Source organism: Roseateles sp. GW821-FHT09H10, assembly GCF_059415865.1.
In genome coordinates, this window is sequence record NZ_JBWKOB010000001.1 from 144,433 (window position 1) to 168,540 (window position 24,108).

A 24,108-nucleotide genomic window follows, 5' to 3' on the forward strand; every position below is an offset into this window, starting at 1 on the left:
GGGCCTAGATCTCACTGCCACGGGAGCAGGCGCGTCCCGCGCGCTTGGCCTCGTACAGGCTGGCATCGGCCTTCTCCACCAGCTGTTCCAGCGTGACCTGCCCCGTGCTGGCGACGCAATAGCCCACGCTGACACCGATCTCCAGCTCCAGCTCGCCGATGTGATACGGCGCGCTGATGGCCTGCAGCAGCTTGGCCGAGACGGCTGCCGCCGCCTGGGCCTCGTGGATCTGGGGCAGCAGCACGGCGAACTCGTCGCCGCCCAGGCGGGCGACCAGATCGTTGGGCCGCAGGGCATGGCGCAGGCGCAGGGCGACGGCCTTCAGCAGCGCGTCGCCGGTCGGGTGGCCGTGCTGGTCGTTGACGGGCTTGAACTTGTCCAGGTCGAGGTAAAGCAGGGCCAGGCGCTGGCCCTCGACGCCGGCCAACTGCTCGCGGGCGCCTTCCTCGAAGCCGGCGCGGTTCAGCAGCTGGGTCAGGGCATCGGTCTGGGAAGCCAGGCGCAGCCGCGCCTCCTCGCGGCGCGCCTCGGTCACGTCGACCTCGATGGCGATCAGGCCCTCGATCTCGCCGCTCTGCACGCGCAGCGGCGCGTACTGCACGTCGAAGCTGCGGCCGTCGCGATCGCTGCCGTCGGCGATGTCCAGGCGGCGCGTCTCGCCGGCCAGGGCGGCGGCGATCAGCGGCGCGCGGCGGGCATGCCCCTGCGGGCCGAACAGCTCGGCCAGCGGCCGGCCCACCCAGTCCTTCAGCTCGACGCGGCGCTGCTGCTCGAAGGCCGCGTTGAAGAAGATCACGCGGCCCTCGGTGTCGCCGACGAGGAACTGGGCCCGCGCCGTGTGCGCGACGGCCAGCAGCATGGCTTCGCTGCGCTCGCGTTCGCGCTGGGCGCGCAGCTGTTCGGACATGTCGCGCAGGATGACGGAGATGGTCTCGATGCGTCCGCGCACGTCGCGGTGCATGATGATGAGGCAGTCCATCGGCACCCGCGTGCTGCCGAGCTGCATGCTGACGCGGCCGCGCCAGTGGCCCTGGCGCATGGCCTCGGGCAGCACGAACTTCTCGTAGAGGTCGAGCTGCTCGGCCGAGAAGTAGTCGGCGATGTGGGCGTCGTCCAGAGGCGCATCCGCGGCCATGCCCATGCGGGCGCGGGCGGTCGGATTCAGATAGGTCACGACGCCCTGCTCGGTGGCCTGGCAGACGAAGTCGGGCGTCATGTCGAAGATGGCCGCCAGCGTCTGGCGCGCCTTCTCCTGCTCGCCGCGCTCGGTCACATCCTCCACCGTGCCGGCCTGGCCGGCCACCTTGCCGTCGAAGTAGAGCGGCGCGGTGCGCACGGCGATCCAGCGGATGCGGCCGTCGTCGCCGCGCTTCATCTTGCGCACCATGTCGATGGGCTCGCCGGTCGCCATCTGGTGCTTCCAGCGCTGGATCAGCATGTCGCGCGACTCGGGGTGCACCAGCGTCGTCCAGCCCCACTCGATGTCCTCGCGCCTGAGGCCGTGCACGCGCAGATAGCTGTCGTTCACATAGACGATGCGGCCGGTCTCGTCGGTGCGGAACAGGCCCAGCGGCATGGCATTGCTGGTGGCCTGCAGCGTGGCCTCGCGCAGCCGCGCCGCGCGCTGCAGCTGCCCCAGCCAGCGCGCCAGCAGCACCAGGCCGAGCGTCACCAGGGCGGCCGCGCCCAGCAGCACGGCGCGCTGGCGCCAGAAGGGCACGAGGACGTCCTCCTCGGCGCCGGACAGCATCAGCTTGAGGCCGTAGTCGGGCAGGGTGACGAAGGCGCCGACGCGGGGGCGGCCGTCGGTGGCCGCGCCGCTGCTGGCAAAGAAGCCCTCGCCGCCGCTGAGCTCGCGACGCGCGGCCGGGAACTGCTCGAAGAGATTGCGGCCGACGAAGCCCGGCGCCTCGGGCCGGCGCGACAGGGCCAGGCCGTCGGTGCGCAGCATGACCAGGGACGAGGGCTGCAGCGGCACGAACAGGGTCTGGGCATCCTGCAGGCGCTCCAGGTCGACGGTGGCCACGACGAACTCGTAGTCGTCCAGCGGCCGCGACAGCCGCATCAGCAGCGGCAGGCGCAGGCGGCCGTCGTCGGCGCGGCCGCCCAGGCGCAGCGGCAGGCCCAGCACAATGCCCTCGGGCACCAGGCCGGCGATCTCGCTGAAGGCGGCCGTGCCGGCGATGCTGGCGCCGTCGTCCTCGGCGCCCGCCTGCAGCCGGCGCACCTGGCCGGTGGGCGAGACCAGGACGATGTCGACCAGCTGGCGTGAGCCGCTGCGCACGCTGTCGACGAACTGGCGCAGCATGGCGTCGGCCTGCGGCCGGTCGCCGCGCCGGGTCAGCAGCCACAGGTCGACGACGCGCAGCGCGCTCTCGGCCTGGCGCAGCACCGGCTCGGTCTGCAGGGCGACGGCACGCACGCCGGTGGCCAGCTCCTGGCGCTGCTCGGCCAGCAGTTCGCGCGGCTTCTCGATGGCATACCAGCCCACCACGGCCCAGATGGTCAGCACGACGGAACCGAAGGCCAGCGTCGGGGCGAGCAGCAGGGCGCGTTCGCGCCAGCGGCGACGACGGGCCAGCCGCGGCGGCTCAGCCGTGGGCGGCGGATCAGCGGGCGGGATGGCGTCGCTCATCGGGGGCAGGGGTTGCGGGGCATTTTGCGCCGCAGGCCCGCCCGCGTGCGGTGCTATTTCTCGCAGAACAGCCCGGCGTGCTGTTCGCGCAGCAGCTTCTTCTGCACCTTGCCCATGGCGTTGCGGGGCAGCTCGGCGGCCACGATGACGCGCTTGGGCACCTTGAAGCCGGCGATGCGGTCCTTCAGGGCCTTGATGAGGGCTTCCGGGTCCGGCTGGCCGGCCGGCGTGATGACGGCGACGACGGCCTCGCCGAAGTCCGGATGGGGCACGCCGATGACGGCCGACTCGCCGACGCCGGGCAGCTCATTCAGGAATCCCTCGATCTCGGCCGGATAGACATTGAAGCCGCCGCTGATGATGAGGTCCTTGCTGCGGCCGATCAGGGTCAGATAGCCGTTGCTGCCGACGCGGCCAACGTCGCCGGTCTTGAACCAGCCGTCGGCCGTGAACTCCTCGGCCGTCTTCTCGGGCATCTGCCAGTAGCCGCTGAAGACATTGGGGCCGCGCACCTGCACATGGCCGATCTCGTCGGCGGCGCAGGGCCGGCCCTCGTCGTCGAGGATGCGCAGGCCGACGCCGGGCAGGGCCGGGCCGACGGTGCCGCCGACGCGTTCACCGTCCTGCGGCTTGCAGGGGTTGGAGGTCAGCATCAGCGTCTCGCTCATGCCGTAGCGCTCCAGGATCAGATGGCCGGTGCGGTCCTGCCACTCGCGCCAGGTCTCGATCAACAGGGGCGCCGAGCCGCTGATGAAGAGGCGGATGTTGCGCGTGTCCAGCTGCTTCTCCTGCAGCAGCCGCACATAGAGGGTCGGCACGCCCATGAAGACGGTGGCCTCGGGCAGGCGGCGCGCCACCGCGCCGGCCTCGAACTTGTTGAACCACAGCATCTTGCTGCCGTTCAGCAGGGCGCCATGCGAGGCGACGAAGAGGCCGTGGACGTGGAAGATGGGCAGGGCGTGCAGCAGCACATCGTCCGGCCGCCAGTCCCAGAAGGCCTTCAGCTCGCGGGCGTTGCTCAGCAGATTGCCGTGGCTGAGCATGGCGCCCTTGCTGCGCCCCGTCGTGCCGCTGGTGTAGAGGATGGCCGCCAGGTCGGCATCGGCGCGCTCCACCGGTTCATGGGCCAGCGGCATCTGGGCGGCGCGGTCCAGCAGGGTGCCGCTGCGGTCGTCGTTCAGCGTGAACACCCAGCGCACGCCGCGCTGGAAGGCCAGCTTGCTGACCCAGCCGAAGTTCTTGCCGGCGCAGATGACGGCGCCCGGCGCCGCGTCGGCGATGAAATGCTCCAGCTCGGCCGCGTGATAGGCGGGGTTGAGCGGCAGGTAGACGAAGCCGGCACGCAGCACGGCCAGGTAGAGCATCAGGGCCTCGACGCTCTTGTCCGTGTGCACGGCGACGCGGCTGCCGGCGGGCAGGTCCAGCCGGCCCAGCCAGTTGGCCAGCATGGCGCTGCCGTTGTCCAGGTCGCGCCAGCTGTAGAGCAGGCCATCGTTGTCGATGGCGGTCGAGTCCAGGTCCGCCGGGAAGCCGGCGCGCAGGGCCGAATACAGATTCATGGCCGGCTCAGTCCATTTTTGCGCCGGAGGCCTTCACGACGCTGGCCCAGCGCTTGATCTCCGAGCTGACGAACTGGCCGAAGGCGTCGCCATACAGATTGGGCGTCTCGGCGCCCAGGCCGTGCCAGATGTTGCGGATCTCGTCGGTTGCGAAGGCCTTGCGCAGGTCGGCCTGCATGCTGGCGATGGCTTCCTTGGGCGTGCCCTTGGGCGCCCACAGGCCGTACCAGGTCGACACCTCATAGCCGGGCACGCCGGCTTCTGCGGCGGTGGGCACATCGGGGAAGCCGACGGCGCGCTTGGGCGACGCCACGGCCAGGGCCTTGATGCGCCCGCCCTTGATGTGGGCGGCCGAGGAGCCCAGGCCGTCGAACATCAGGTCCACCTGGCCGGCGATCAGGTCCTGCAGGGCCGGGCCGGCGCCGCGGTAGGGGATGTGGGTGATGAAGGTCTTGGTGTTGAGCTTGAAGAGCTCGCCGGCCAGGTGGTGGGAGGTGCCGTTGCCGGCCGAGCCGTAGTTCAGCCGGCCGGGCTTGGCGCGCACGGTGGCGAGCAGGCCCTTGAGGTCGGTCACCGGCACCTGGCCGGGGTGCACGACGATGACCTGGGGCACGCTGGCCAGCAGGGCCACGGGAATGAAGTCGTCCTCGAGCTTGTAGTCCAGCTTGGGATACATGGAGGGCGCGATGGTGTGGTGCACGGCGCCCATGAAGAAGTTGCTGCCGTCCGCGGCCAGCTTGGCCGCGATGCTGGCGCCCACGGTGCCGCCGGCGCCGCCCTTGTTGTCGATCAGCACCTGACGGCCCATCTGCTTGGTCAGCAGGGCCGTCAGCGGCCGCGCGAAGGCGTCGGTGCCGCCGCCGGCGGGGAAGGGCACGATCCAGGTGTAGGGCTTGTTGCCCTGGGCCTGCACCGACCAGGGGCTCAGCAGCGCGGGAATGGCAGGCAGCAGCGTGCGACGCTTCATCGACTTGTCTCCGTCCGGGTTGTACGGCGATTATGGGCGCCTAGGACTGCAGCAATGCGGTCACGCGGGCCAGCAGCTCGGGCTTGGAGAAGGGCTTGTTGAGGCTGTCGCAGCGCGCCTCCTGCAGGAACTGGCGCGCGACCGGCGACAGGGTGTCGCCGGTGACGAACAGCATGCGCCGCGCCAGCGCCGGATGGCGGGCCTTGATCTCGCGCCACAGCTGGGCGCCATCGATGTCGGGCATGTGCAGGTCGCTGACGACGGCGTCGAAGCGGGCCTCTTCCAGCATGGCCAGGGCGACAGCGCCGGACTCGGCCGTCATGACCTCGTAGCCGGCGCCGCCCAGCATCTCGCCGATCAGCTCGGCGATCTCGGCCTCGTCGTCGACGACGAGCAGGCGGGCATTGCACTCGTCGGTCTCGGGCAGAGGGACCGGTTCGGTCTCGCTGGCCTCGGGCTCGCCGCTGACGGGCAGCTGCAGGCAGAAGCAGGCGCCCGCGCCGTCCTCGTCCTGCAGCGTCAGCTCGCCGCCGTGGTCGCGCGCGATGGAGCGCGACACGGCCAGGCCCAGGCCGGTGCCCACGCCCTCGACCTTGGTCGTGAAGAAGGGCTCGAAGATGCGCTCGCGCAGCTCCGCCTCGATGCCGGGGCCGTTGTCGCGCACGCGCAGCCAGACGCGCGGCACGCGGCGGCGGTCGCCGTCGGTCATGGGCGCCAGGCCGGTGGAGACGGTCAGGCGGCGGCCGATGTCGCGCGCGCCCAGGGCCTGCTGGGCGTTGACGATGAGGTTGAGCACGATCTGGCCGATCTGGTCGGCATCGGCCTTGACGGGCGGCAGGCCAGGCAGCAGGTCCAGGTTGACGGTGATGCCGTGGCTGCGCAGCACATAGGCCAGCATGTCGATGGCGGCCGTGGCCAGGTCGTTCAGGGCCACCTCGCTGCGGTTGGCCGGCCGGCTGCGCGCCATGTTCAGGAAGGTGCGCACGATGCGGCCGCAGCGCTCGGCGGCCTCGTGGATGCGCTGGGCGTCGGCGGCCAGCGGGCTGTCGCTCATCTTCTCGGCCAGCAGGGCCGCGCGGCCCATGACGATGGACAGCGGGTTGTTCAGCTCATGGGCAACGCCGGCCAGCAGGCTGCCCATGGCGGTCAGCTTCTCGCTCTGGCGCAGGGCTTCGCGCTGGCGCTCGATCTCGCTCTGGGCCGTCTGGCGCTCGGACAGGTCGAACAGCGACGCGGTGTAGAAGGTCTCGTTGCCGACGGCCGTGCGCCACAGCAGCATCTCGACGGGGAACTCGCTGCCGTCGGCGCGCAGGGCCGGCATTTCGACGCGCCGGCCCATGACGCGCTGCTCGCCGCCGGCCGTCACGCGGGCCATGCCGGCGTCGTGGGCGGCGCGCAGCCGGGGCGGGATCATCACGTCGGCCACCGAGCGGCCGATGGCCTGCTCGCGGGCGATGCCGAACATGGCCGCCGCCGCCGGGTTGAACTCGACGATGTGGCCGGTCTCGTCGGTGGAGACCAGGGCGGCCATGGCGTTGTCGAAGATGGAGGACTTCAGCGCCTCGGTGGCCTCCAGCTCGGCGACCTTGGACGACAGCTGGGCGTCGCGCACCTTGAGCTCGGTCAGGTCCAGGCTGATGGCGACGGTGGCCTGGGGCACGCCGCCCTGCACGTCCACGGGGACCAGGTGCTCGCGCATATAGCGCCGCCCAACGCCGGCCAACTGGGTCCAGCCCTCCCAGGCCACGGTCTCGCCGGTGGCCAGGCGCTCGCGCACGGCGGTGTAGCCGGCATAGGCGATGTCCCCCAGGATGCGGCCGATGGGCTGGCTCAGCACCTGCTTGGGGTGCAGGCCGGTGAACTTGAAGAACTCGTGATTGGCCCAGACCAGGCGCTCGTTGACGTCGATGACGACGACGCGGGCCGGCACGGCTTCCAGCAGCTGGCCGAGCAGCGGCAGCGTCGCCTTGAGGACGCCGCCGAGCTCGCCGACGCCGGCATCCGGCGCGGGGTGGAAGTTGAAGTCATCGGTCATCGCGGCGCTCTCCTGGGCGCTGCGGATGATAAGGATGCCGCGGGCCTCAGGCAGCGAGGGCCTCGGCGGCCGCGCCCCGCTGCATGGTGAGCGCGACGTGGCCGTACATCGCCGTCCAGGCCTCGCGCACTTCGGCGGTGAAGCCGTCGCCCAGGCCGGCGGCGAGTGTGTCCAGCAGGGCCGCGCCGACGCTGGCGTAATGGGCCTCGAGGACGCCGTAGCCGGCATGGCGCTGGCCGAGCTTGAGCAGCACCGGAGTCAGCGACGCCGGGCGGTCCAGCAGGTCGATGGCGGCGCCGATCATCTGCATCAGCCGCGCGCCCTGCTCACCCATGTCGCCGCCGCGGAACAGCGCGCGCAGGGCGGGATCACGGGCGAACAGCTGGGCGTAGAAGGCCTCGGCCACCGTCGGTGCCAGAGGCTTGAGCGGCGCGAAGCTGCTGCGGATCAGGTCGATCTGGTGCGGGGTCATGGTGATGGCCTTTCAGAGCTGGCGCCAGGCGTCGGCCACGGGGGCGAAGACGCAGAGCAGGGGCAGGGCGGCGAGCAGCACCTCGAGCGGACGCCAGCCGGTGGGGGCCGGCGTGTCGAGATCCTCGAGGTCCTCGGCGAAGGCCTCGCTGCGGTAGGTGACGGCCATGGTCTCGGGCCAGTCGGTGTCGGGGTTGTCGCTGCGGTAGTTCATGGCGGTGCTCCTTGTCGGTGACCGCACTGTCGGGCGCCGCCGTTTCAGTCCGGCTTCAGGCCATGCCCGCTCGTGTTGCGTTTGTTTCAGCTTCGCGCCGCCGGGCGCCGCCCTGCCTATGATTCGTCGCCATGCCAGACACCCTGCCCACCGTGCTGCTCGTCGATGACGAGCCCGAACTGCGATCCCTGCTGAGCGAGTATTTCGGCCGCAACGGCTTCGAGGTCCTGCAGGCTGAGGACGCCGCCGCGGCGCGCGCCCGGGTGGCCGAGCGGGTTCCGGACGTGGCGGTGCTGGACGTCAACATGCCGGGCGAGAACGGCCTGTCGCTGGCCCGGGCCCTGCGCGAGGCCCACCCCCGCCTGGGCGTGCTGATGCTGACGACGGCCGGCGAGGCCATCGACCGCATCGTCGGCCTGGAGGTGGGCGCCGATGACTACGTCGCCAAGCCCTTCGAGCTGCGCGAGCTGCTGGCCCGCGTGCGTGCCGTGTTGCGCCGCCTGCAGGTCACGGCCGCGCCAGCGCCGGTGGTGGCGGCTGCGCCCGAGCATCCGGAGCGCATCGCCTTCGGCCTGTGCGAGCTCGACATGGCCCAGCGCAAGCTCTTCGGCACGGACGGCGCCGAGATCGACATCACGGCCGCCGAATTCGACCTGCTGGCCCTGTTCTCCCGCCATCCCAACCGGCCGCTCAACCGCGACCAGATCATGGAACAGGCCCACAACCGCGGCTGGGACGTCTTCGACCGCAGCATCGACCTGCGCGTCATGCGCCTGCGCCGCAAGGTAGAGCGCAATCCCGACAAGCCGGAGGTCATCAAGACCGTGCGCAATGTCGGCTACGTCTACGTTCCCGCAGGCTGAGGCAGTGGGTTATTTGGGTTTGCGGGCCGAGCGCCGGGCCGCTCCCTAGCCGGCCCGCGTATGGCGATGTGCTTGCGGCTCGATGCCGCAAGCATCGCCGTCCCCTCGGGGGACCGATCAGGCCTGCCCGCGTTCAGCAGGGCAAGGCTGGGCGAGGGGCCTACGTCAACTGGCCTCGGGCAGCTTCAACCAACGCTGCAGGCGGGTGCGCAGCGCCACGAAGTCCAGCGGCTTGGTCAGGTGCTCGTCCATGCCGGCCTCGAGGCTGGCGGCGACGTCGGCGTCCAGCGCATGGGCGGTCAGGGCGAGGATGGGGAAATTGGGCAGCTTGCCTTCGCGCTGCTGGGCGCGCAGGCGGCGGGCGCATTCCAGGCCGTCCATGCCGGGCATCTGGATGTCCATCAGCACGAGGTCGGGGGCGGATTCTGCGCAGGCGGCCAGGGCTTCCAGGCCGTTCTTGGCCAGGCGGGCCTGCACGCCCATCAGCGCGAGGAACTCCAGCGCGACGACCTGGTTGATGTGGTTGTCCTCGACGAGCAGGACCTGGGCCTGGCGTTGGCCCTGGGCGGCGCCGCCGTCAGCGGATTCTGGCGCGCCGACACCCGCACCGGTATTGGCAGCATTGAGCCAGATCGGAACCAGCGCCTGCGCCGGCTCGGTCAACCACGACTTGTCCATCCCCATTCCTTGTGTCAGCTTGTTCTTTTCTTATGCGGCCTTCAGGAGGCCGTGAGCCATTGTTGCCTCAGCCGGCGCAGCCGCGCAACCGCTTGCCCCATGAATGCGGTGCGATTTGGGCCGCTCATGTCACCTGAATCGACCGCCGATCGGCTGCGAGTGCTGACAGTTTTCGACAAAGCGCGTCCCTACACTGCTCGCCTTTGTCGTTTTGACCCCCTCCCATGTCGTCTGAAGGTCTGATCCGCATCCGGGGTGCCCGCCAGCACAACCTCAAGAATCTCGACCTCGACCTGCGCACCGCCGAGCTGACCGTCGTCACCGGGCCCAGCGGCTCGGGCAAGTCCAGTCTGGTGTTCGACACCCTCTACGCCGAGGGCCAGCGCCGCTATGTGGAGACTTTCTCCGCCTACGCGCGCCAATTCCTGGACCGCATGGACCGTCCGGCCGTCGACAAGGTGGACGGCGTGCCCCCCGCCATCGCCATCGACCAGACCAATCCGGTGCGCACCAGCCGCTCGACGGTGGGCACCATGACGGAGCTGAACGACCATCTGAAGCTGCTTTTCGCCCGCGCGGCCGAGCTTTTTGATCGCAAGACGGCCCTGCCGGTCAGGCATGACACGGCGCAGAGCATTTATGTGGAGCTGATGGCCCGTTCCGCGGCGGAAGGCGACCCCAGGATGGTGCTGACCTTCCCGGTCGAGCTGCCGGGCAACACGTCGGCCGAGCAGGTGCAGCAATGGCTGTCCGCCAGCGGTTTCACGCGGGTGCAGGGCGAGCGCGAGGTCGAGGGCAAGAAGCTGCTGGACGTGGTCGCCGACCGCTTCCGCATCCAGGGTGCCGACAAGCAGCGCGCGATGGAGGCCATCGAGCTCTGCTTGAAGCGCGGCATGGGCCGGGTGAATGTTCACGTCGGTGACGATGGCGCAACACTCTGGCGTTTTTCGACCGGGCTGCACTGTCCCGAAAGCGACATCCGCTATGCCGACCCGCAGCCGGCGCTGTTCTCCTTCAACTCGGCTTTCGGCGCCTGCGACAGCTGCCGCGGCTTCGGCCGCGTCATCGGCGTCGACCTCGGCCTCGTCATCCCGGACGAGCGCAAGACCCTGCGCAACGGCGCCATCAAGCCCATGCAGACGCCGGCCTGGAAGGACTGCCAGGACGACCTGCTGAAGTATTCCGGCGAGGCCGGCATCCCGCGCGACACGCCGTGGAAGGAGCTGAGCCCGGCCCACCGCGATTGGGTCATCAACGGCACGCCCAACTGGAACGGCAACTGGAACAAGCAGTGGTACGGGGTCAAGCGCTTCTTCGACTATCTGGAGAGCAAGGCCTACAAGATGCACATCCGCGTGCTCTTGTCCAAGTACCGCAGCTACACCGAATGCCCGAGCTGCCGCGGCGCGCGGCTGAAGACCGAGGCCCTGCTGTGGCGCGTCGGCTCCAAGGCCCTGGCCGATGTGGCCCTGCCGGCGGCGCAGCGCTTCCTGCCGGTGGGCGTGGACTGGTCGCGTGAGCAGCTGGAGTCGCTGCCGGGCCTGTCCCTGCACGACCTGATGCAGCTGCCCATCCAGAGGCTGCGCGACTTCGTCGACGCGCTGCAACTGCCCAGCTCCATGCTGGACGAGGCGCTGAAGCTGCTGCTGGACGAGATCCGCCATCGCAGCCGCTATCTCTGCGACGTCGGCCTGGGCTATCTGACCCTGGACCGCCAGAGCCGCACCCTGTCTGGCGGCGAGGTGCAGCGCATCAACCTGACCACGGCCCTGGGCACCTCGCTGGTCAACACGCTGTTCGTGCTGGACGAGCCCAGCATCGGCCTGCATCCGCGCGACATGGGCCGCATCGTGCAGGCCATGCAGCGCCTGCGCGATGCCGGCAACACCCTGGTCGTCGTCGAGCACGACCCGGCCGTCATGCTGGCGGCCGACCGCCTCATCGACATGGGCCCCGGTCCCGGCGAGCGCGGCGGCGAGATCGTCTTCGACGGCACGCCCGAGAGCATCCGCACCGCCGACACGCTGACCGGCGCCTACCTGGGCGGGCGCAAGCATGTCGGCATGGGGCTCAAGCGCCTCGTCGAGGAGAACACGCCCCGGCTCATCCTCGAAGGCGTGCGCGAGCACAACCTGAAGGAGGTCAGCGTCGAGTTCCCGCTGCAGCGCATGGTGGTCGTCACCGGCGTCAGCGGCTCGGGCAAGAGCACACTGATGCAGGACGTGCTCTACCCGGCCCTGGCCCGCCAGTTCGGCAAGGCCACCGAGACGCCGGGCGCCCACGATCGCCTGCTGGGCGCCGACCACCTGGCCGACGCCGTCTTCGTCGACCAGTCGCCCATCGGCAAGACGGCCCGCTCCAACCCGGCCAGCTATGTGGGTGCCTGGGACGAGATTCGCAAGCTGATGGCGGATACGCCGCTGGCCCGCGAGCGCAGCTACACGGCCAGCATGTTCAGCTTCAATGCCGGCGACGGCCGCTGCCCGACCTGCGGCGGATCGGGCTTCGAGCATGTGGAGATGCAGTTCCTCAGCGACGTCTATCTGCGCTGCCCGGACTGCGACGGCAAGCGCTTCCGCGCCGAGATGCTGGATGTCAAGCTGGCGCTGAAAGGCCGCGACCTCAGCGTGTCGGACGTGCTGGAGCTGACCGTCGCCGAGGCCGTCCATCTGTTCGGCGACAGCCGCGCCGTCGTCGCCAAGCTGCAGCCCATCGTCGACGTGGGCCTGGAGTATGTGAAGCTGGGCCAGCCGGTGCCGACGCTGTCGGGCGGCGAGGCCCAGCGCCTGAAGCTGGCCGGCTTCCTGGCCGAGGCCGCGAGCAGTCCGCGCTTTGGCGTCGCCAAGAAGGGCACGCTCTTCCTGTTCGACGAGCCGACCACCGGCCTGCACTTCGACGACATCGCCAAGCTGATGCGCGCCATGCGCAAGCTGCTCACCGCCGGCCATTCCATCATCCTCATCGAGCACAACCTCGACGTCATCCGCGCCGCCGACTGGCTCATCGACCTCGGCCCCGAAGGCGGCGAGGATGGCGGCGAGGTCATCTGCGTCGGCACGCCGGAAGACGTCGCCCGGCACGCCGCCTCGCACACCGCTGCCGCGCTGCGCGACTACGCCCTGCACATGGACCGCCCCGCGGTCGCCGTGGAGGAGGGCCGTCCGCTGCAGGCCCTGATCAAGGCACGCCGCGTGGCCGACGAGGCCATCCGCATCGTCAACGCCCGCGAGCACAACCTCAAGGGTGTCAACGTCGACATCCCGCGCGGCAAGTTCAATGTCGTGACCGGCGTATCGGGCTCGGGCAAGTCGACCCTGGCCTTCGACATCCTCTTCAACGAAGGCCAGCGCCGCTACCTCGAATCGCTGAACGCCTATGCCCGCTCCATCGTGCAGCCGGCCGGCCGGCCCGAGGTGGACGCCGTCTGGGGCATCCCGCCGACGGTGGCCATCGAGCAGCGCCTGTCGCGCGGCGGCCGCAAGAGCACGGTGGCGACGACGACCGAGGTCTGGCATTTCCTGCGCCTGCTCTATGTGAAGCTGGGCGTGCAGCACTGCGTCAACGACGGCGCGCCGGTGCGGCCGCAGAGCGTCGAGTCCATCGCCGCCCAGCTGATGCGCGACTACCGCGGCCAGCATGTCGGTCTGCTGGCGCCGCTGGTGGTCAACCGCAAGGGCGTCTACACCGACCTCGCCAAATGGGCCAAGGGCCGCGGCCACACCCATCTGCGCGTGGACGGCGAATTCCTGCCCACCTCGCCCTGGCCGCGCCTGGACCGCTTCAAGGAGCACACGCTCGAGCTGCCGGTGGGCGACCTCGTCATCGCGCCCGAGCATGAGGCCGAGCTGCGCGAGCTGCTGGCCAAGGCCCTGGACGCCGGCAAGGGCGTGCTGCATCTGCTCAGCCCCCTGGACGGCCTCAGCGTGGAAGGCGGCGCGACCGGCGCGGGCATCGGCAGCATCAAGGTCTTCTCCACCAAGCGCGCCTGCCCGGTCTGCGGCACCAGCTATCCCGAGCTGGACCCGCGGCTGTTCTCCTACAACTCCAAGCATGGCTGGTGCGGCAGCTGCGTCGGCACCGGACTGCAGCTGACTCGCGAGCAGCGCAAAGCCCTGGACGACAGCGTGCAGGCCGACGACAACCGCGGCCGCGAGCAGAGCTTCCCGGCCGAGGAGGCCGAGGTCGAGGGCCTGACCGATGCGCCTTGCGCGGAATGCCATGGCACGCGGCTGAACGCGACGGCGCGCTCGGTGGAGTTCGAGGACAAGGGCATTGGCGACGTCGCCGCCTGGAGCGTGGGCGAAGCCCGCGCATGGGTCGAGGGCCTGCAGCTCGAGGGTCGCGATGCCGACATCGCCCGCGACGTCGTCAGTGAGATCTTGGGCCGCCTGGAGTTCCTCGAGGAAGTGGGCCTGGGCTATCTGACCCTGGACCGCGCCGCGCCGACGCTGTCGGGCGGCGAGGCCCAGCGCATCCGCCTGGCGGCCCAGCTCGGCAGCAATCTGCAGGGCGTCTGCTATGTGCTGGACGAGCCCACCATCGGCCTGCATCCGCGCGACAACCAGATCCTGCTGAAGGCCCTGGGAACGCTGGGCGACAAGGGCAACACCCTGGTCGTCGTCGAGCATGACGAGGACACCATCCGCCGCGCCGACCACATCATCGACATCGGCCCAGGTGCCGGCAAGCGCGGCGGCCGCGTGGTGGCGCAAGGCACCGCGGCCGAGCTGGCCCTGGTGGCGGATTCGACGACGGGCCGCATGCTGGCCCGGCCGCTGATCCATCCGATCCAGGAACGCCGTGCCATCGACGCGCAAGCGCCCAAGCTGACTGTGCTGAATGCGGCCCTGCACAACCTCAAGGACGTCACGGTGGACGTGCCGCTGCATCGCCTGGTGGCCGTGACCGGCGTGTCGGGCTCCGGCAAGTCCACGCTGGCCCGCGACGTGCTGCTTGCGAACATGGCCGTGGCGGTGCCGCTGCGCAAGGCGCCTGGCAAGTGGACGGGTTGCAATGGCATCACGGGCCACGAGCAGGTCGACCGGGTGTTGGAGGTCGACCAGACCCCCATCGGCAAGACGCCGCGTTCCTGCCCGGCGACCTATATCGGCTTCTGGGACGCCATCCGCAAGCTGTTCGCCGAGACGCTGGAGTCCAAGGCGCGCGGCTATGCGCCGGCGCGCTTCAGCTTCAACACCGGCGCGGGCCGCTGCCCCGGCTGCGAAGGCCAGGGCATGAAGACCATCGAGATGAGCTTCCTGCCGGACGTGAAGGTGCCCTGCGACCAATGCCATGGCCAGCGCTTCAATCCCGAAACGCTCGGCGTCAGCTGGCGCGGCAAGAGCATCGGCGACGTGCTGGCCATGGAGGTCGACGAGGCGGTCGAGTTCTTCGCCTCCATGCCGTCCATCGCCCATCCGCTGCAATTGCTGAAGGACGTCGGCCTGGGCTATCTGACCCTGGGCCAGCCCTCGCCGACGCTGTCCGGCGGCGAGGCCCAGCGCATCAAGCTGGTGAGCGAGCTGGTCAAGGTGCGCGACGACGTCACGCGCCGTGGCCAGAAGGCGCCGCACACGCTGTATGTGCTGGACGAGCCGACGGTGGGCCTGCACATGGCCGACGTCGAGAAGCTGATCCGCGTGCTGCACCGCCTGGTGGCGGGCGGGCATTCGGTGGTCGTCATCGAGCATGACCTCGACGTCATCGCCGAGGCCGACTGGGTGCTGGACCTGGGGCCGGAGGGCGGCGACGCGGGTGGGCGTGTCGTCATCGAGGGCACGCCGGAGCAGGTGGTGGCGAGTGGCAGCCATACGGGCGTGGCGCTGAAGCCGGTGTTGGCACGAAAGGCCTGAGCCGCTGACACTGAAACCGCTGGTTTTCCGGAAGATGGGCTGAGGTCCGCTCAGCTTCTTCCTGCATCTGCGGGCGGGCAGACTGCCGCGATCCGTGGATTCGAGGTGTTGCGATGGCTTATCTGGTGGGCTGGGTTCTGGTTTTGTTGCTGCTGGCCCTGTGGTCCAGCCTGGTCTGGGCCACCGAGTCTTTCCTTGCCGGCCTGCTGGCCCATGTCGGCAAGGCCGGCGCGGTGGAATGGAATTTGCCGGAGTCGCTGAGAGACTGGCTGCCAACGGTGGTGGCCGATTGGCTGGTGTCTACGCTGGAGACGCTGACGCCCCAGTTGCAGGCCCTCGCCGGTGCGCTGCCCTGGCTGTCGGGTGGCGTCACGGTGCTGGCCTGGGTGGTGTGGACGCTGGGCGCCTTGATGCTGTTCGTGCTTGGCGTGGCCATCCATGTGGGCATCGCGCTGTGGCGCAAGTCCAAGGATTCCACGCCGCCGCCTGCCGCCATGGCCCCGTGACGAATGGGGCCGCGGCGGCGCCTCCCTAAAATCCGTCGCCCCTAACCCTAGGGGGCAGATTCAGGAGATCCCTTGAAGCCCGTGACCTTTGCTGCCGTGAGCAGCCTGGCCCTCGCCTTGGCCTTTGCAGGCGCCACCCCCCTGCAGGCGCAGACCGCGCCGCCCAAGACTGTTCCGACCCTCGAGCAGATCTTCCGCGCCGAGCCCTACCGCAGCGAGCCGGCCAAGGAGGCCGAGTTCAGCCGCAGCGGCCGCTACCTGGCCTGGCTGTGGAGCCCCTTCGGCGAGCCCGGCACCGATCTCTGGGTGCATGACACCAAGACGGGCAAGACCCAGCGCATCACCTCGCCCCAGGTCATGGCCGCCTTCGAGGCGCCCGAGGACATGGAGCGCTTCGACAGGAAGCTCAAGCAGCGCAACACCGAATTCGCCGAACGCCAGGCCCGCGAGATCGCGCAGCAGGCCTATCTGCGCGGCGACAAGGTCGACCTGGCGCAGTGGGAAGCCGCCCAGCTGGCCGTGCTGAAGAAGGAGCTGGCCGAGAAGAAGGCCAAGGACGACGCCCAAAAGGCCGCCGACAAGGCCGAGGCCGACGCCGAGAAGCAGGCCATGGCCGCCCTGGCTGCCAAGCGTGCCGGCAAGCCTGCACCGGCCGCATCGCCCGCTGCCGCCGCCTCCGCGTCCGACAAGAAGGACGACAAGGAGAAGGAGACCTGGGAGCTGCGCGACGAGCTGAAGAAGAAGCTGGCCCGCGACAAGCTCAAGCCTGCCGACCTCTACCCCGGCCCGACGCAGTTCGCCTGGGCCCACAAGGCCGACGAGCTGGTCTTCCAATACCGCGGCGGCCTCTACCGCTGGAAGGCCGACGACAAGATCCCGGCCGTCCAGGCCCTGGTGGCCACCCAGCGCGAGCTGAAGCTCGTGGCCTACACGGCCGACGACGGTGGCGTCATCTACACCGACGAGACCCGCGTGCTGCGCACCTCCTTCAAGCAGGCCGGCGTGCAGGTCGTCAACCGCGAGCTCATCCACCCGGACGACGAGCAGAAGAAGTACAAGATCGCCGACACGGCCATCAGCGAGGACGGCCGCTGGATGTCGCTGCTGGCCAAGGCGCCGCTGAAGACGGCCGACGACAAGCCGGCGCCGCCGCCCAAGCAGGTCGAGATCATGAATTACAGCGAGCGCTGGGCAACGGCCAAGAAGGTCAACCGCGAGGTGTCCGACGACAAGCGCCAGCTCCAGCCCCTGGCCCTCTACATCCGCCAGCTGCCCGGGGCCGCCAACGAGGCGCCGCGCAAGCAGCCGGCACCGGTGTTCACGAACAACGGCGGCGATGTCTGGTTCGAGATGAGCGACGTGGCCTGGGCCCGCGACGGCAGCCGCTACGCCTTCACGACCTGGGAGCGCGACAAGGAGCTGCTGCGCGTCTACATCGGCTCGGCCAATGAAGAAGCCAAGCCCGAGATGGTGCTGGAGCGCCGCGGCGATGTCGGCCACGAGGTCGTCAACGTCATCAAGCCCCGCTTCACGCCCGACGGCAAGACCCTGGTGCTGGCCCTGGACGAAGCCGGCTGGCGCCAGCCCTATGCCATCGACGTCGCCAGCAAGGCGCTGCGCCCGCTGGTCAAGGGCGAGTTCGAGGCCCACCAGGTCATCGGCTTCACGGCCGACAGCAAGGCCCTGTTCGTGCTGGCCAACCAGGGCGATGCCGCGGCGATGAATGTGCTGCGCGTCGACCTGGCCAGCGGCGCCACCCAGGCCCTGGGTGCGGCGGGCGAGTACCACCGCGCGGCCGCGTCGTCGGAGGACGGCCGCTGGGTCGCCGCCGTGGCCGGCAACTGGGCCCAGCGCCCGGAGCTCAAGCTGCTGTCCACCGATGGCAAGACGGCCTCGCGCACGCTGACCGACAGCAATGACAAGGCCTGGGCCGAACTCAAGCTGCTGCGCCCCGAGCGCTTCAACTACACGAACCGCCATGGCGACCGCATCGAGGCCTATGTCTTCAAGCCGGCCGGCTGGACCGCGGCCGACAAGCGCCCGGCCATCGTCTACGTCTATGGCGGCCCGCTGAACGACCGCCACATCGTCGAGGTCGACAGCTTCCAGAACACGGCCTATCTGTTCGGCCAGTACATGGCTGCCAAGCATGGCTATGTGACCATCGCCGTCGACCCGCGCGGCCACAGCAACTACGGCCGCAAGTTCTCCGACGCCAACTGGGAGCGCCCCGGCGAGCCCCAGGCCGAGGACCTGGAGGACCTGGCCAAGCTGATGCCCGCTCAGTTCGGCGTGGACGCCCGCCGCATCGGCCTGAACGGCTGGAGCTTCGGCGGCTTCCAGACCCAGTACACGCTGTACACCCGCCCCGACGTCTTCGCCGCCGGCATCGCCGGTGCCGGCCCGACGGAATGGGAGAACTACAACAGCTGGTACAGCGGCCGCACCATCGGCAAGGCCACCGACCGCACCAAGCCCGTGCTGCGCAAGTATTCGCTGCTGCCGCTGGCCAAGGGCCTGAAGAAGCCGCTGATGCTGGTGCACGGCATGCAGGACCCGAACGTGCTCTACCAGGACACGGTCAACGTCTACCGCGAGCTGCTGGACTCGGGCAAGGAGTCCCTGGTCGAACTCTTCCTCGATCCGGACGGTGTGCACGCCATGGGCGGCGTCGTGAAGCCCGCCGGCTGGCACCGCAAGTACGAGGCTTTCTGGGTGCGCAACCTGGGGCGCGCGGCCCCCTGAAGCTGACCAAGGGCACCTCGCGGTGCCCTTTTTCTTGCAGCCTCACACCGAGGTCGAAAGTGCCTGCCAGCGTTCGTCGGCGGCGATGCGTGCGACCTCGGCCGCCTTGGCCAAGTCCCAGCTGCTGCGGCTCAGCAGCATGCGCACCGGCGGCTGCTCGAGGGACGCCAGCTTCAGGATGACGGCGGCGATGTCGGCCGGCTCCGCATAGTCTTCGCCATAGCCCGGCGCCTTCATCATGGCCGCGACGGCGCCCGCCGTCGCGTCATAGGCGGGTTGGCTGGGATGCAGGATCAGCGAGCTGTCGTCGGCGAAGTCGGTCTTCATGCCGGCGGGCTCCACGGCCGTGACGTGGATGCCCAGCGGCGCCACTTCCATGGCGAGCGATTCGAGGAAGCCGGAGATGGCCCATTTGGACGCGAAATAGGCGGCCGCGCCGGGCACGCCGACACGGGCGCCGATGGAGGACACCTGGATGATGCGTCCGGCCTGCTGCTCGCGCAGTGCGGGCAGGGCCGCCTTGATGACGTTGACGCTGCCGAGGAAATTGGTGTGCATCAGGTCAGCGATGGCCTGCACCGGCGTGTCCTCCACCGAGCCGATGCTGCCGTAGCCGGCGTTGTTGATGACCACGTCGATGCGGCCGAAGGCCTGGACGCCGGCCTTCATCGCCGCGCTGGCGGCGTCGAAGTCGGTGACGTCCAGGGCCAGCGGCAGGACGCGCTCGCCATGGCGGGCGACGAGGGCGTCCAGCTGCGCCGGACGGCGCGCCGTGGCCACCAGGTTGTGGCCGGCCGCGAGGATGGCCTCGGCGATGCAGCGGCCCAGGCCGCGGGCGCTGCCGGTCAGGAAAAAGGTCTTGCGGTTCGTGCTCATGGGGGTTCCTTCAGGGTTGGGGGGACGGGGGAATCACAGCCAGCCCGACAGGGGCATGGCCATCTGCGCCAGCGCGTCGACGGCAGAGCCAACGGCCTTCAGCAAGGCGCCCTCCAGCTGCTGCGCATGCGGCGCCAGGCTCAGAACTCGGGGGAGAAGCGGTGCCCAGCCCGGGGCCAGCGTGTCGAGGACGAGGCCGCGCAGCGAGGCGGGCAGGGCGGTGAACAAGGATTTCATTCGGGCTTCCCCTTTAATAAATGCCTACTCACTCATTAATAGAGCCAAAAAAAAGCGGCCTATTTGCCGATGGCGCGCCAGAAGGCCTCGAAGCCGGCCGTGCGGTAGTGCTCGGCCTCGTCGGGGCAGCGCGTCATGAATTCCATCGTGGCTTCGGCGATGCCGTGCATGACGGCCGTGCCGAAATCGGGGTGGCCGTGCTGCAGCGGGCCGGCGGCCAGCCTGTCCTTCAGCACAGCGACATAGCCGGCCGAGGCCTGGTCGGCCTGGATCTTGGCCTCGTCGCTGATCTTCTCGGACAGCACCAGATGGGCCAGGGCGTGGCGCTTGCCGCGATGGGCGACGCCCCAATCGACATAGCGGTCGAAGAAGTGGCGGGCCTGGACCTTGGGCTGGGCCTGCACGGGAAAGTCGGGTTCGATGGAGGCATAGGCCTCGCGCTTGAGCTCGAAGAAGAGCGCCAGGAAGAGTTCGTCCTTGGTCGGGAAATAGGTGAACAGCGTGCCCTCGGCGATGCCGGCGCGCCTGGAGATGGAGGCGGTGGAGGCGCTCAGGCCCTGCTCGGCCAGCGCTTCCGCAGCGGCGTTCAGGATGGCTTCGCGCTTGTTTCCGGTCTTGGGCCTGGCCATGGTTTTGATTATTGAGTGTGTACTCAATCATAGGCGCGGCCAGCCGCACTTGCAAGCCCCTGGCGGGCAGAGGGTGGCGAACTCAGGGCAGGGGGCGCAGCTGCGTCGCCAGCACTTCCTCGGCCACCTTCTGCCCGAGGCGGTAGCCGACGTCGATGGAGTTGCGGAAGTGCACGCCGCTCCAGACGCGTGAATTGGCCAGCTCCTGGCCCATGGCCTCGGGGGTGGTCCAGCTGCGCGTCATGGCCAGGCTCGAATTGACCCACACCAGCGGCGCCTTGCTGTCGCCGCGGAAGGCGGCCAGCAGCGTCTGCAGATTGCCGCCGCCGACGGCGCCGCCCGACGGGTAGTCGCTGTTGGGCGGCGTGTGGATCAGCGGCTCCCAGGTCGCGTCGCGCAGCTTCGCATCGGCGAAGGCGCCGCGCAGCGCGTTGTAGGGCCGCCAGTGGCGGTATTTGGTCTTCAGCCCGACGTAGACGATGCGCGAGTCCAGGTCCGCCATGTCCATCAGGGCCAGCATGCGTGCGAACTCCAGCGGTGTCGCGTTGTTCGCGTCGGCCAGCTTCTTGAGCATGGCCACGGCGTCCTCGCCCTCGCCGGAATTCCAGAACAGCGCGATGACCGACTGCTCGCCGGTGCGTTGCGTGCTGACGCGCCCGCCGACGGCCTTGACCTCGGCCAGGTCGCGCAGGGCAACGGCGCTGCCGAGGGCCGGCGGCGGGCCCGGGTCGTAGACGGCGACGTCCTTGATGCCGAAGGGCCTGAGCCTGGCCAGCCCGACGCCCGATTCCTGCTTGTACTCCGGCGTCAGCACATGGATGCCGGGCGCCGGCTCGACCTTGGGCGGCTCGACGCGCGCATGGCTGTCGTCGGCGCGCAGGGCCAGCAGGGCCAGGGCGACGCGCCGTCCCAGGGCCACGCCCTTGGCGCGTGCCGCGGCGTCGGTGGCGGCCTTCAGCGAGGCCTCGTAGGTCTTGTCGAGCAGGGCCTGGTCGGCGCCCTGCACGCTGCCGAGCACAGTACGGGCGGCGGACGCCACGGCCGCGTCGGGCGAGGCGTCCGGCACCGGCGCCGGCGTGGGCCCATAGGCCTGGTAGCGCGGCGTGATGGCATTCAGCGCATTGAACATGGCCAGGTCGGTCAGCAGCGTGGCCGGCTGCACCTGGCCGCGCGGCGACTTCTGCAGCACCTTGGGCGTGGCCTCGGCCCAGTCGCTGACGACGTCGGCGCTGGCCGGCGCGATCAGCAGGGTCGACAACAGCAGCACACAGAGCTTGAACATGGCCTTCCTCCCCGATATGGCGAAGCGGCGACGCTACGCCCCACGGCCTTCCAGGGCAAGACCTGCCCTAAGCTGTCGGCCATGGTGAACCCGCCCCCGCCGCCCGATGAAGACCGCCGCCTGGCCCGACTGGCCCGGCTGGCGGTCATGGACAGCGAGCCCGAGCCCCTGTTCGACCACCTGACCGCCCTGGCAGCCCAGATCTGCGGCACGCCCGTCGCCCTGCTCGGCCTGCTGGACGAGAGGCGCCAGTGGTTCAAGGCCGCCGTCGGTTTCGGCCGCAGCGAGACGCCGCGGGCCCTGACCTTCTGCGCCCACACCCTGCTGGCGGACGGGCTCTTCGAGGTGCGCGACGCCCGCCTGGACGCACGCTTCGTCGACCATCCCGACGTGCTGGCCCAGCCGGCGCTGCGCTTTTATGCCGGCGTGCCCATCCGCCTGGACGACGGCAGCCACCCGGGCACGCTGTGCGTCGTCGACTTCAAGCCGCGCGAACTGAGCGAGGCACAGCGCGAGGCGCTGACCCGCCTGGCCGATGCGGCCGCCGAGGCGCTGATGATGCGCGAGCGGGCCCTGGGCCTGGCCCCGGGGGAGGCGGCCGAGCAGCCCTTCCAGGTGCTGGCCGAGACGACTCAGTTCGGCATCTTCCGCACCGACGCAGCGGGGCACTTCATCTTCACCAATGCCAGCTGGCAGCGCATCTGCGGCCTGTCGGCGCGCGCCGCCCTCGGCGAGGGCTGGTCGGCGACGCTGACGACCGAGGACAGGGCCTCGGTGCTGGACCACTGGCAGCGCTGCGTGGCCCAGCACCAGCCCTTCGAGATGCGCTACCGGCTGCGCCGTGGCGGCAACGGCCATGGCGTGCGCCAGGTCTGGGCGCGCGCCCGGCCGCTGCTGGCGCCCGAGGGCGAGTTGCGCGGCTATGTCGGCATCACCGAGGACGTCACCGATCGCATCAGCGCCGAGCGCGAGCTGCGCGACAGCAAGGCCCTGCTGGACCGCACCGGCCGCGTCGCCGGCATCGGCGGCTGGAGCCTGGACCTGCAGACCGAGGCCATCGTCTGGAGCGACCAGACCTGCCGCATCCACGATCGCGAGCCCGGCCATGCGCCGACGCTGGAGGAGGCGATCAACTACTACAAGCCGGAGGCCCGCGTCGTCATCCAGGCGGCCGTGCAGCGCGGCATGCAGCATGGCGACCCCTGGAGCCTGGAGCTGCCGCTGGTGACGGCCAAGGGGCGCGAGATCTGGGTGCTGTCCCAGGGGCAGGTGGACTGGCAGGACGGCGTGCCGGTGCGCTTGGTCGGCGCCTTCCAGGACGTCACCGAGCACCACCGCGCCGCCGTCGAGCTGGAGCACAACCGCCAGCGCCTGCGCGCGCTGTACGAGTCCACGCCGGCCCTGATGCATTCGGTGGACGCGGCCGGCCGCCTGCTCAGCGTGTCCGACCGCTGGCTGGAGCGCCTGGGCTACAAGCGCCAGCAGGTCATCGGCCGTGCCATGGACGACTTCATGACCCCCGAATCCTCCCAGCAGGTGCGCGAGGTCTTCCGGCCGGCGATGTGGCGCGATGGCCACGTCAGCGACTGCCCCGTGCAGCTGATCTGCGCCGATGGCCGGCTGCGCGACGTGCTGGTCTCGGCCGTTGCCGAGTACACGGCCGAGGGTCGTCCGCTGCGGGCTCTGGCTCTGGTGGACGACATCACCGAGGACCTGCAGCGTCGCGCCGAACTCGCGCACGAGCAGCAGATGCGCCGCCAGACCGAGCGCCATGTGCAGGAGCTGGACCAGCTGCTGCACGAGCGCTCCGAGATGCTGGACGTGCTGGCCCACGAGGTGCGCCAGCCGCTGAACAACGCCAGCGCCGCCCTGCAGAGCGCCGCCGCCAGCCTGGCCGGCCGCGGCGAACGCCAGGCCCAGGAGAGGCTGACGCGCGCCCAGGCCGTGCTGGGCACGGTGCTGGCCGGGGTCGACAACACGCTGGCCGCGGCCAGCCTGCTGGCCGGCGGCGGCCGCGTCGCGCGCGAGGACACCGACATCGACACGCTGATCGCCGTCACTATTGCCGACCTGCCGCGCGAGCAGCGCGACCGCATCGTCGTGCACCGCCACACGGCCACGCGCACGGCGCTGATGGACATGAGCCTGCTGCGCCTGGCCCTGCGCAACCTGCTGTCCAACGCGCTGAAGTACGCACCCGGCCTCAGCCCCGTGACCCTGCATGTCATCGACTTCGACGAGCCCGCCGTGCTGCAGTTCGAGGTGGCCGATGCCGGACCCGGCATCCCGCGCGAACTGCTGCACCGCCTCTTCACCCGCGGCGCACGCGGCAGCGGCGGCACTGAGTCGGCCCATGGACTCGGGCTCTACATCGTGCGCCGCGTGATGGACATGCATGGCGGCACCGCCGAGCTGCTGCGTACCGGGCCGCTGGGCACGGTCATGCGGCTGAGCCTGCCGCAGGACCATTGATTGCGCTCACCCGACACAAACCGTGATGACTGACACAACTTTGTGCCCCGACAGGCTTCCAGTTCAGGCCACACCGTGCGGCGCTGC

General features: G+C 69.9%; 16 protein-coding genes. 5 read left to right on the plus strand and 11 right to left on the minus strand.

Annotation, left to right across the window (positions count from 1 at the left end; genetic code table 11):
* Window positions 1–4: 4 nt before the first annotated feature.
* The 6 genes from AC07OY_RS00610 to AC07OY_RS00635 are packed head-to-tail and all read right to left on the minus strand — an operon-like array spanning window position 5 to window position 7,881.
* Window positions 5–2,635 carry a diguanylate cyclase domain-containing protein gene (locus tag AC07OY_RS00610; protein ID WP_495040591.1) on the minus strand — a complete coding sequence of 877 codons (2,631 nt, stop codon included), beginning with the start codon at window positions 2,633–2,635 and terminating at the stop codon, window positions 5–7.
* Between the two features lie 53 nt (window positions 2,636–2,688).
* A complete protein-coding gene (locus AC07OY_RS00615) occupies window positions 2,689–4,194 on the minus strand; it encodes a malonate--CoA ligase (protein WP_495040593.1) in 1,506 nt (501 codons plus the stop codon).
* A 7-nt stretch (window positions 4,195–4,201) separates the two neighbouring features.
* The gene (locus AC07OY_RS00620; RefSeq protein WP_495040594.1) at window positions 4,202–5,161 is read right to left on the minus strand and encodes a Bug family tripartite tricarboxylate transporter substrate binding protein; all 960 of its coding nucleotides are present in this window, start codon (window positions 5,159–5,161) and stop codon (window positions 4,202–4,204) included.
* A gap of 40 nt (window positions 5,162–5,201) precedes the next feature.
* Window positions 5,202–7,196 carry a hybrid sensor histidine kinase/response regulator gene (locus tag AC07OY_RS00625; protein ID WP_495040595.1) on the minus strand — a complete coding sequence of 665 codons (1,995 nt, stop codon included), beginning with the start codon at window positions 7,194–7,196 and terminating at the stop codon, window positions 5,202–5,204.
* A gap of 46 nt (window positions 7,197–7,242) precedes the next feature.
* Complete coding sequence (locus AC07OY_RS00630; RefSeq protein WP_495040596.1) at window positions 7,243–7,668, minus strand: globin family protein; 426 nt, start codon at window positions 7,666–7,668, stop codon at window positions 7,243–7,245.
* A 12-nt stretch (window positions 7,669–7,680) separates the two neighbouring features.
* Window positions 7,681–7,881 carry a hypothetical protein gene (locus AC07OY_RS00635; RefSeq protein WP_495040597.1) on the minus strand — a complete coding sequence of 67 codons (201 nt, stop codon included), beginning with the start codon at window positions 7,879–7,881 and terminating at the stop codon, window positions 7,681–7,683.
* Between the two features lie 131 nt (window positions 7,882–8,012).
* Between AC07OY_RS00635 and AC07OY_RS00640 the strand changes: the two genes are divergently transcribed.
* Entirely contained in the window at window positions 8,013–8,744 is a 732-nt protein-coding gene (locus AC07OY_RS00640; protein WP_495040598.1) for a response regulator, read from the plus strand.
* A gap of 165 nt (window positions 8,745–8,909) precedes the next feature.
* Here AC07OY_RS00640 and AC07OY_RS00645 read toward each other — a convergent pair whose 3' ends face one another.
* Window positions 8,910–9,422, minus strand: coding sequence for a response regulator (locus AC07OY_RS00645; RefSeq protein WP_495040599.1), 513 nt, complete (start codon window positions 9,420–9,422; stop codon window positions 8,910–8,912).
* Between the two features lie 224 nt (window positions 9,423–9,646).
* Here AC07OY_RS00645 and uvrA point away from each other — a divergent pair, with 224 nt between their 5' ends.
* The 3 genes from uvrA (at window position 9,647) to AC07OY_RS00660 (ending at window position 18,525) form a co-directional block, all read left to right on the plus strand.
* A complete protein-coding gene (gene uvrA / locus AC07OY_RS00650) occupies window positions 9,647–15,274 on the plus strand; it encodes an excinuclease ABC subunit UvrA (RefSeq protein ID WP_495040600.1) in 5,628 nt (1,875 codons plus the stop codon).
* 113 nt (window positions 15,275–15,387) lie between these two features.
* Window positions 15,388–15,780 (plus strand): hypothetical protein, encoded by a 393-nt coding sequence (locus AC07OY_RS00655; protein ID WP_495040601.1) that lies wholly within the window; start codon window positions 15,388–15,390, stop codon window positions 15,778–15,780.
* A gap of 81 nt (window positions 15,781–15,861) precedes the next feature.
* Window positions 15,862–18,525: a S9 family peptidase gene (locus AC07OY_RS00660; RefSeq protein ID WP_495041951.1), complete on the plus strand. Its 2,664-nt coding sequence runs from the start codon at window positions 15,862–15,864 to the stop codon at window positions 18,523–18,525.
* Between the two features lie 42 nt (window positions 18,526–18,567).
* On the opposite strand, the gene AC07OY_RS00665 is transcribed toward AC07OY_RS00660, so the two are convergent.
* The 4 genes from AC07OY_RS00665 to AC07OY_RS00680 form a co-directional block, all read right to left on the minus strand.
* Window positions 18,568–19,401 (minus strand): SDR family NAD(P)-dependent oxidoreductase, encoded by an 834-nt coding sequence (locus AC07OY_RS00665; protein ID WP_495040602.1) that lies wholly within the window; start codon window positions 19,399–19,401, stop codon window positions 18,568–18,570.
* A gap of 33 nt (window positions 19,402–19,434) precedes the next feature.
* A complete protein-coding gene (locus AC07OY_RS00670; protein WP_495040603.1) occupies window positions 19,435–19,638 on the minus strand; it encodes a hypothetical protein in 204 nt (67 codons plus the stop codon).
* 59 nt (window positions 19,639–19,697) lie between these two features.
* Window positions 19,698–20,267 carry a TetR/AcrR family transcriptional regulator gene (locus tag AC07OY_RS00675; protein WP_495040604.1) on the minus strand — a complete coding sequence of 190 codons (570 nt, stop codon included), beginning with the start codon at window positions 20,265–20,267 and terminating at the stop codon, window positions 19,698–19,700.
* Between the two features lie 82 nt (window positions 20,268–20,349).
* Entirely contained in the window at window positions 20,350–21,549 is a 1,200-nt protein-coding gene (locus tag AC07OY_RS00680; RefSeq protein WP_495040605.1) for a vanadium-dependent haloperoxidase, read from the minus strand.
* An 81-nt stretch (window positions 21,550–21,630) separates the two neighbouring features.
* Between AC07OY_RS00680 and AC07OY_RS00685 the strand changes: the two genes are divergently transcribed.
* Window positions 21,631–24,021, plus strand: a complete 2,391-nt coding sequence (locus AC07OY_RS00685) for a PAS domain S-box protein (RefSeq protein WP_495040606.1) — start codon at window positions 21,631–21,633, stop codon at window positions 24,019–24,021.
* Window positions 24,022–24,108: the final 87 nt, after the last annotated feature.

What these genes read in the sequence shown, in the direction of transcription:
- AC07OY_RS00610 (WP_495040591.1), bottom strand. Translation starts at nt 2,635, where the DNA reads ATGAGCGACGCCATCCCGCCCGCTGATCCGCCGCCCACGGCTGAGCCG.
- AC07OY_RS00615 (WP_495040593.1), bottom strand. Translation starts at nt 4,194, where the DNA reads ATGAATCTGTATTCGGCCCTGCGCGCCGGCTTCCCGGCGGACCTGGAC.
- AC07OY_RS00620 (WP_495040594.1), bottom strand. Translation starts at nt 5,161, where the DNA reads ATGAAGCGTCGCACGCTGCTGCCTGCCATTCCCGCGCTGCTGAGCCCC.
- AC07OY_RS00625 (WP_495040595.1), bottom strand. Translation starts at nt 7,196, where the DNA reads ATGACCGATGACTTCAACTTCCACCCCGCGCCGGATGCCGGCGTCGGC.
- AC07OY_RS00630 (WP_495040596.1), bottom strand. Translation starts at nt 7,668, where the DNA reads ATGACCCCGCACCAGATCGACCTGATCCGCAGCAGCTTCGCGCCGCTC.
- AC07OY_RS00635 (WP_495040597.1), bottom strand. Translation starts at nt 7,881, where the DNA reads ATGAACTACCGCAGCGACAACCCCGACACCGACTGGCCCGAGACCATG.
- AC07OY_RS00640 (WP_495040598.1), top strand. Translation starts at nt 8,013, where the DNA reads ATGCCAGACACCCTGCCCACCGTGCTGCTCGTCGATGACGAGCCCGAA.
- AC07OY_RS00645 (WP_495040599.1), bottom strand. Translation starts at nt 9,422, where the DNA reads ATGGACAAGTCGTGGTTGACCGAGCCGGCGCAGGCGCTGGTTCCGATC.
- uvrA (WP_495040600.1), top strand. Translation starts at nt 9,647, where the DNA reads ATGTCGTCTGAAGGTCTGATCCGCATCCGGGGTGCCCGCCAGCACAAC.
- AC07OY_RS00655 (WP_495040601.1), top strand. Translation starts at nt 15,388, where the DNA reads ATGGCTTATCTGGTGGGCTGGGTTCTGGTTTTGTTGCTGCTGGCCCTG.
- AC07OY_RS00665 (WP_495040602.1), bottom strand. Translation starts at nt 19,401, where the DNA reads ATGAGCACGAACCGCAAGACCTTTTTCCTGACCGGCAGCGCCCGCGGC.
- AC07OY_RS00670 (WP_495040603.1), bottom strand. Translation starts at nt 19,638, where the DNA reads ATGAAATCCTTGTTCACCGCCCTGCCCGCCTCGCTGCGCGGCCTCGTC.
- AC07OY_RS00675 (WP_495040604.1), bottom strand. Translation starts at nt 20,267, where the DNA reads ATGGCCAGGCCCAAGACCGGAAACAAGCGCGAAGCCATCCTGAACGCC.
- AC07OY_RS00680 (WP_495040605.1), bottom strand. Translation starts at nt 21,549, where the DNA reads ATGTTCAAGCTCTGTGTGCTGCTGTTGTCGACCCTGCTGATCGCGCCG.
- AC07OY_RS00685 (WP_495040606.1), top strand. Translation starts at nt 21,631, where the DNA reads ATGGTGAACCCGCCCCCGCCGCCCGATGAAGACCGCCGCCTGGCCCGA.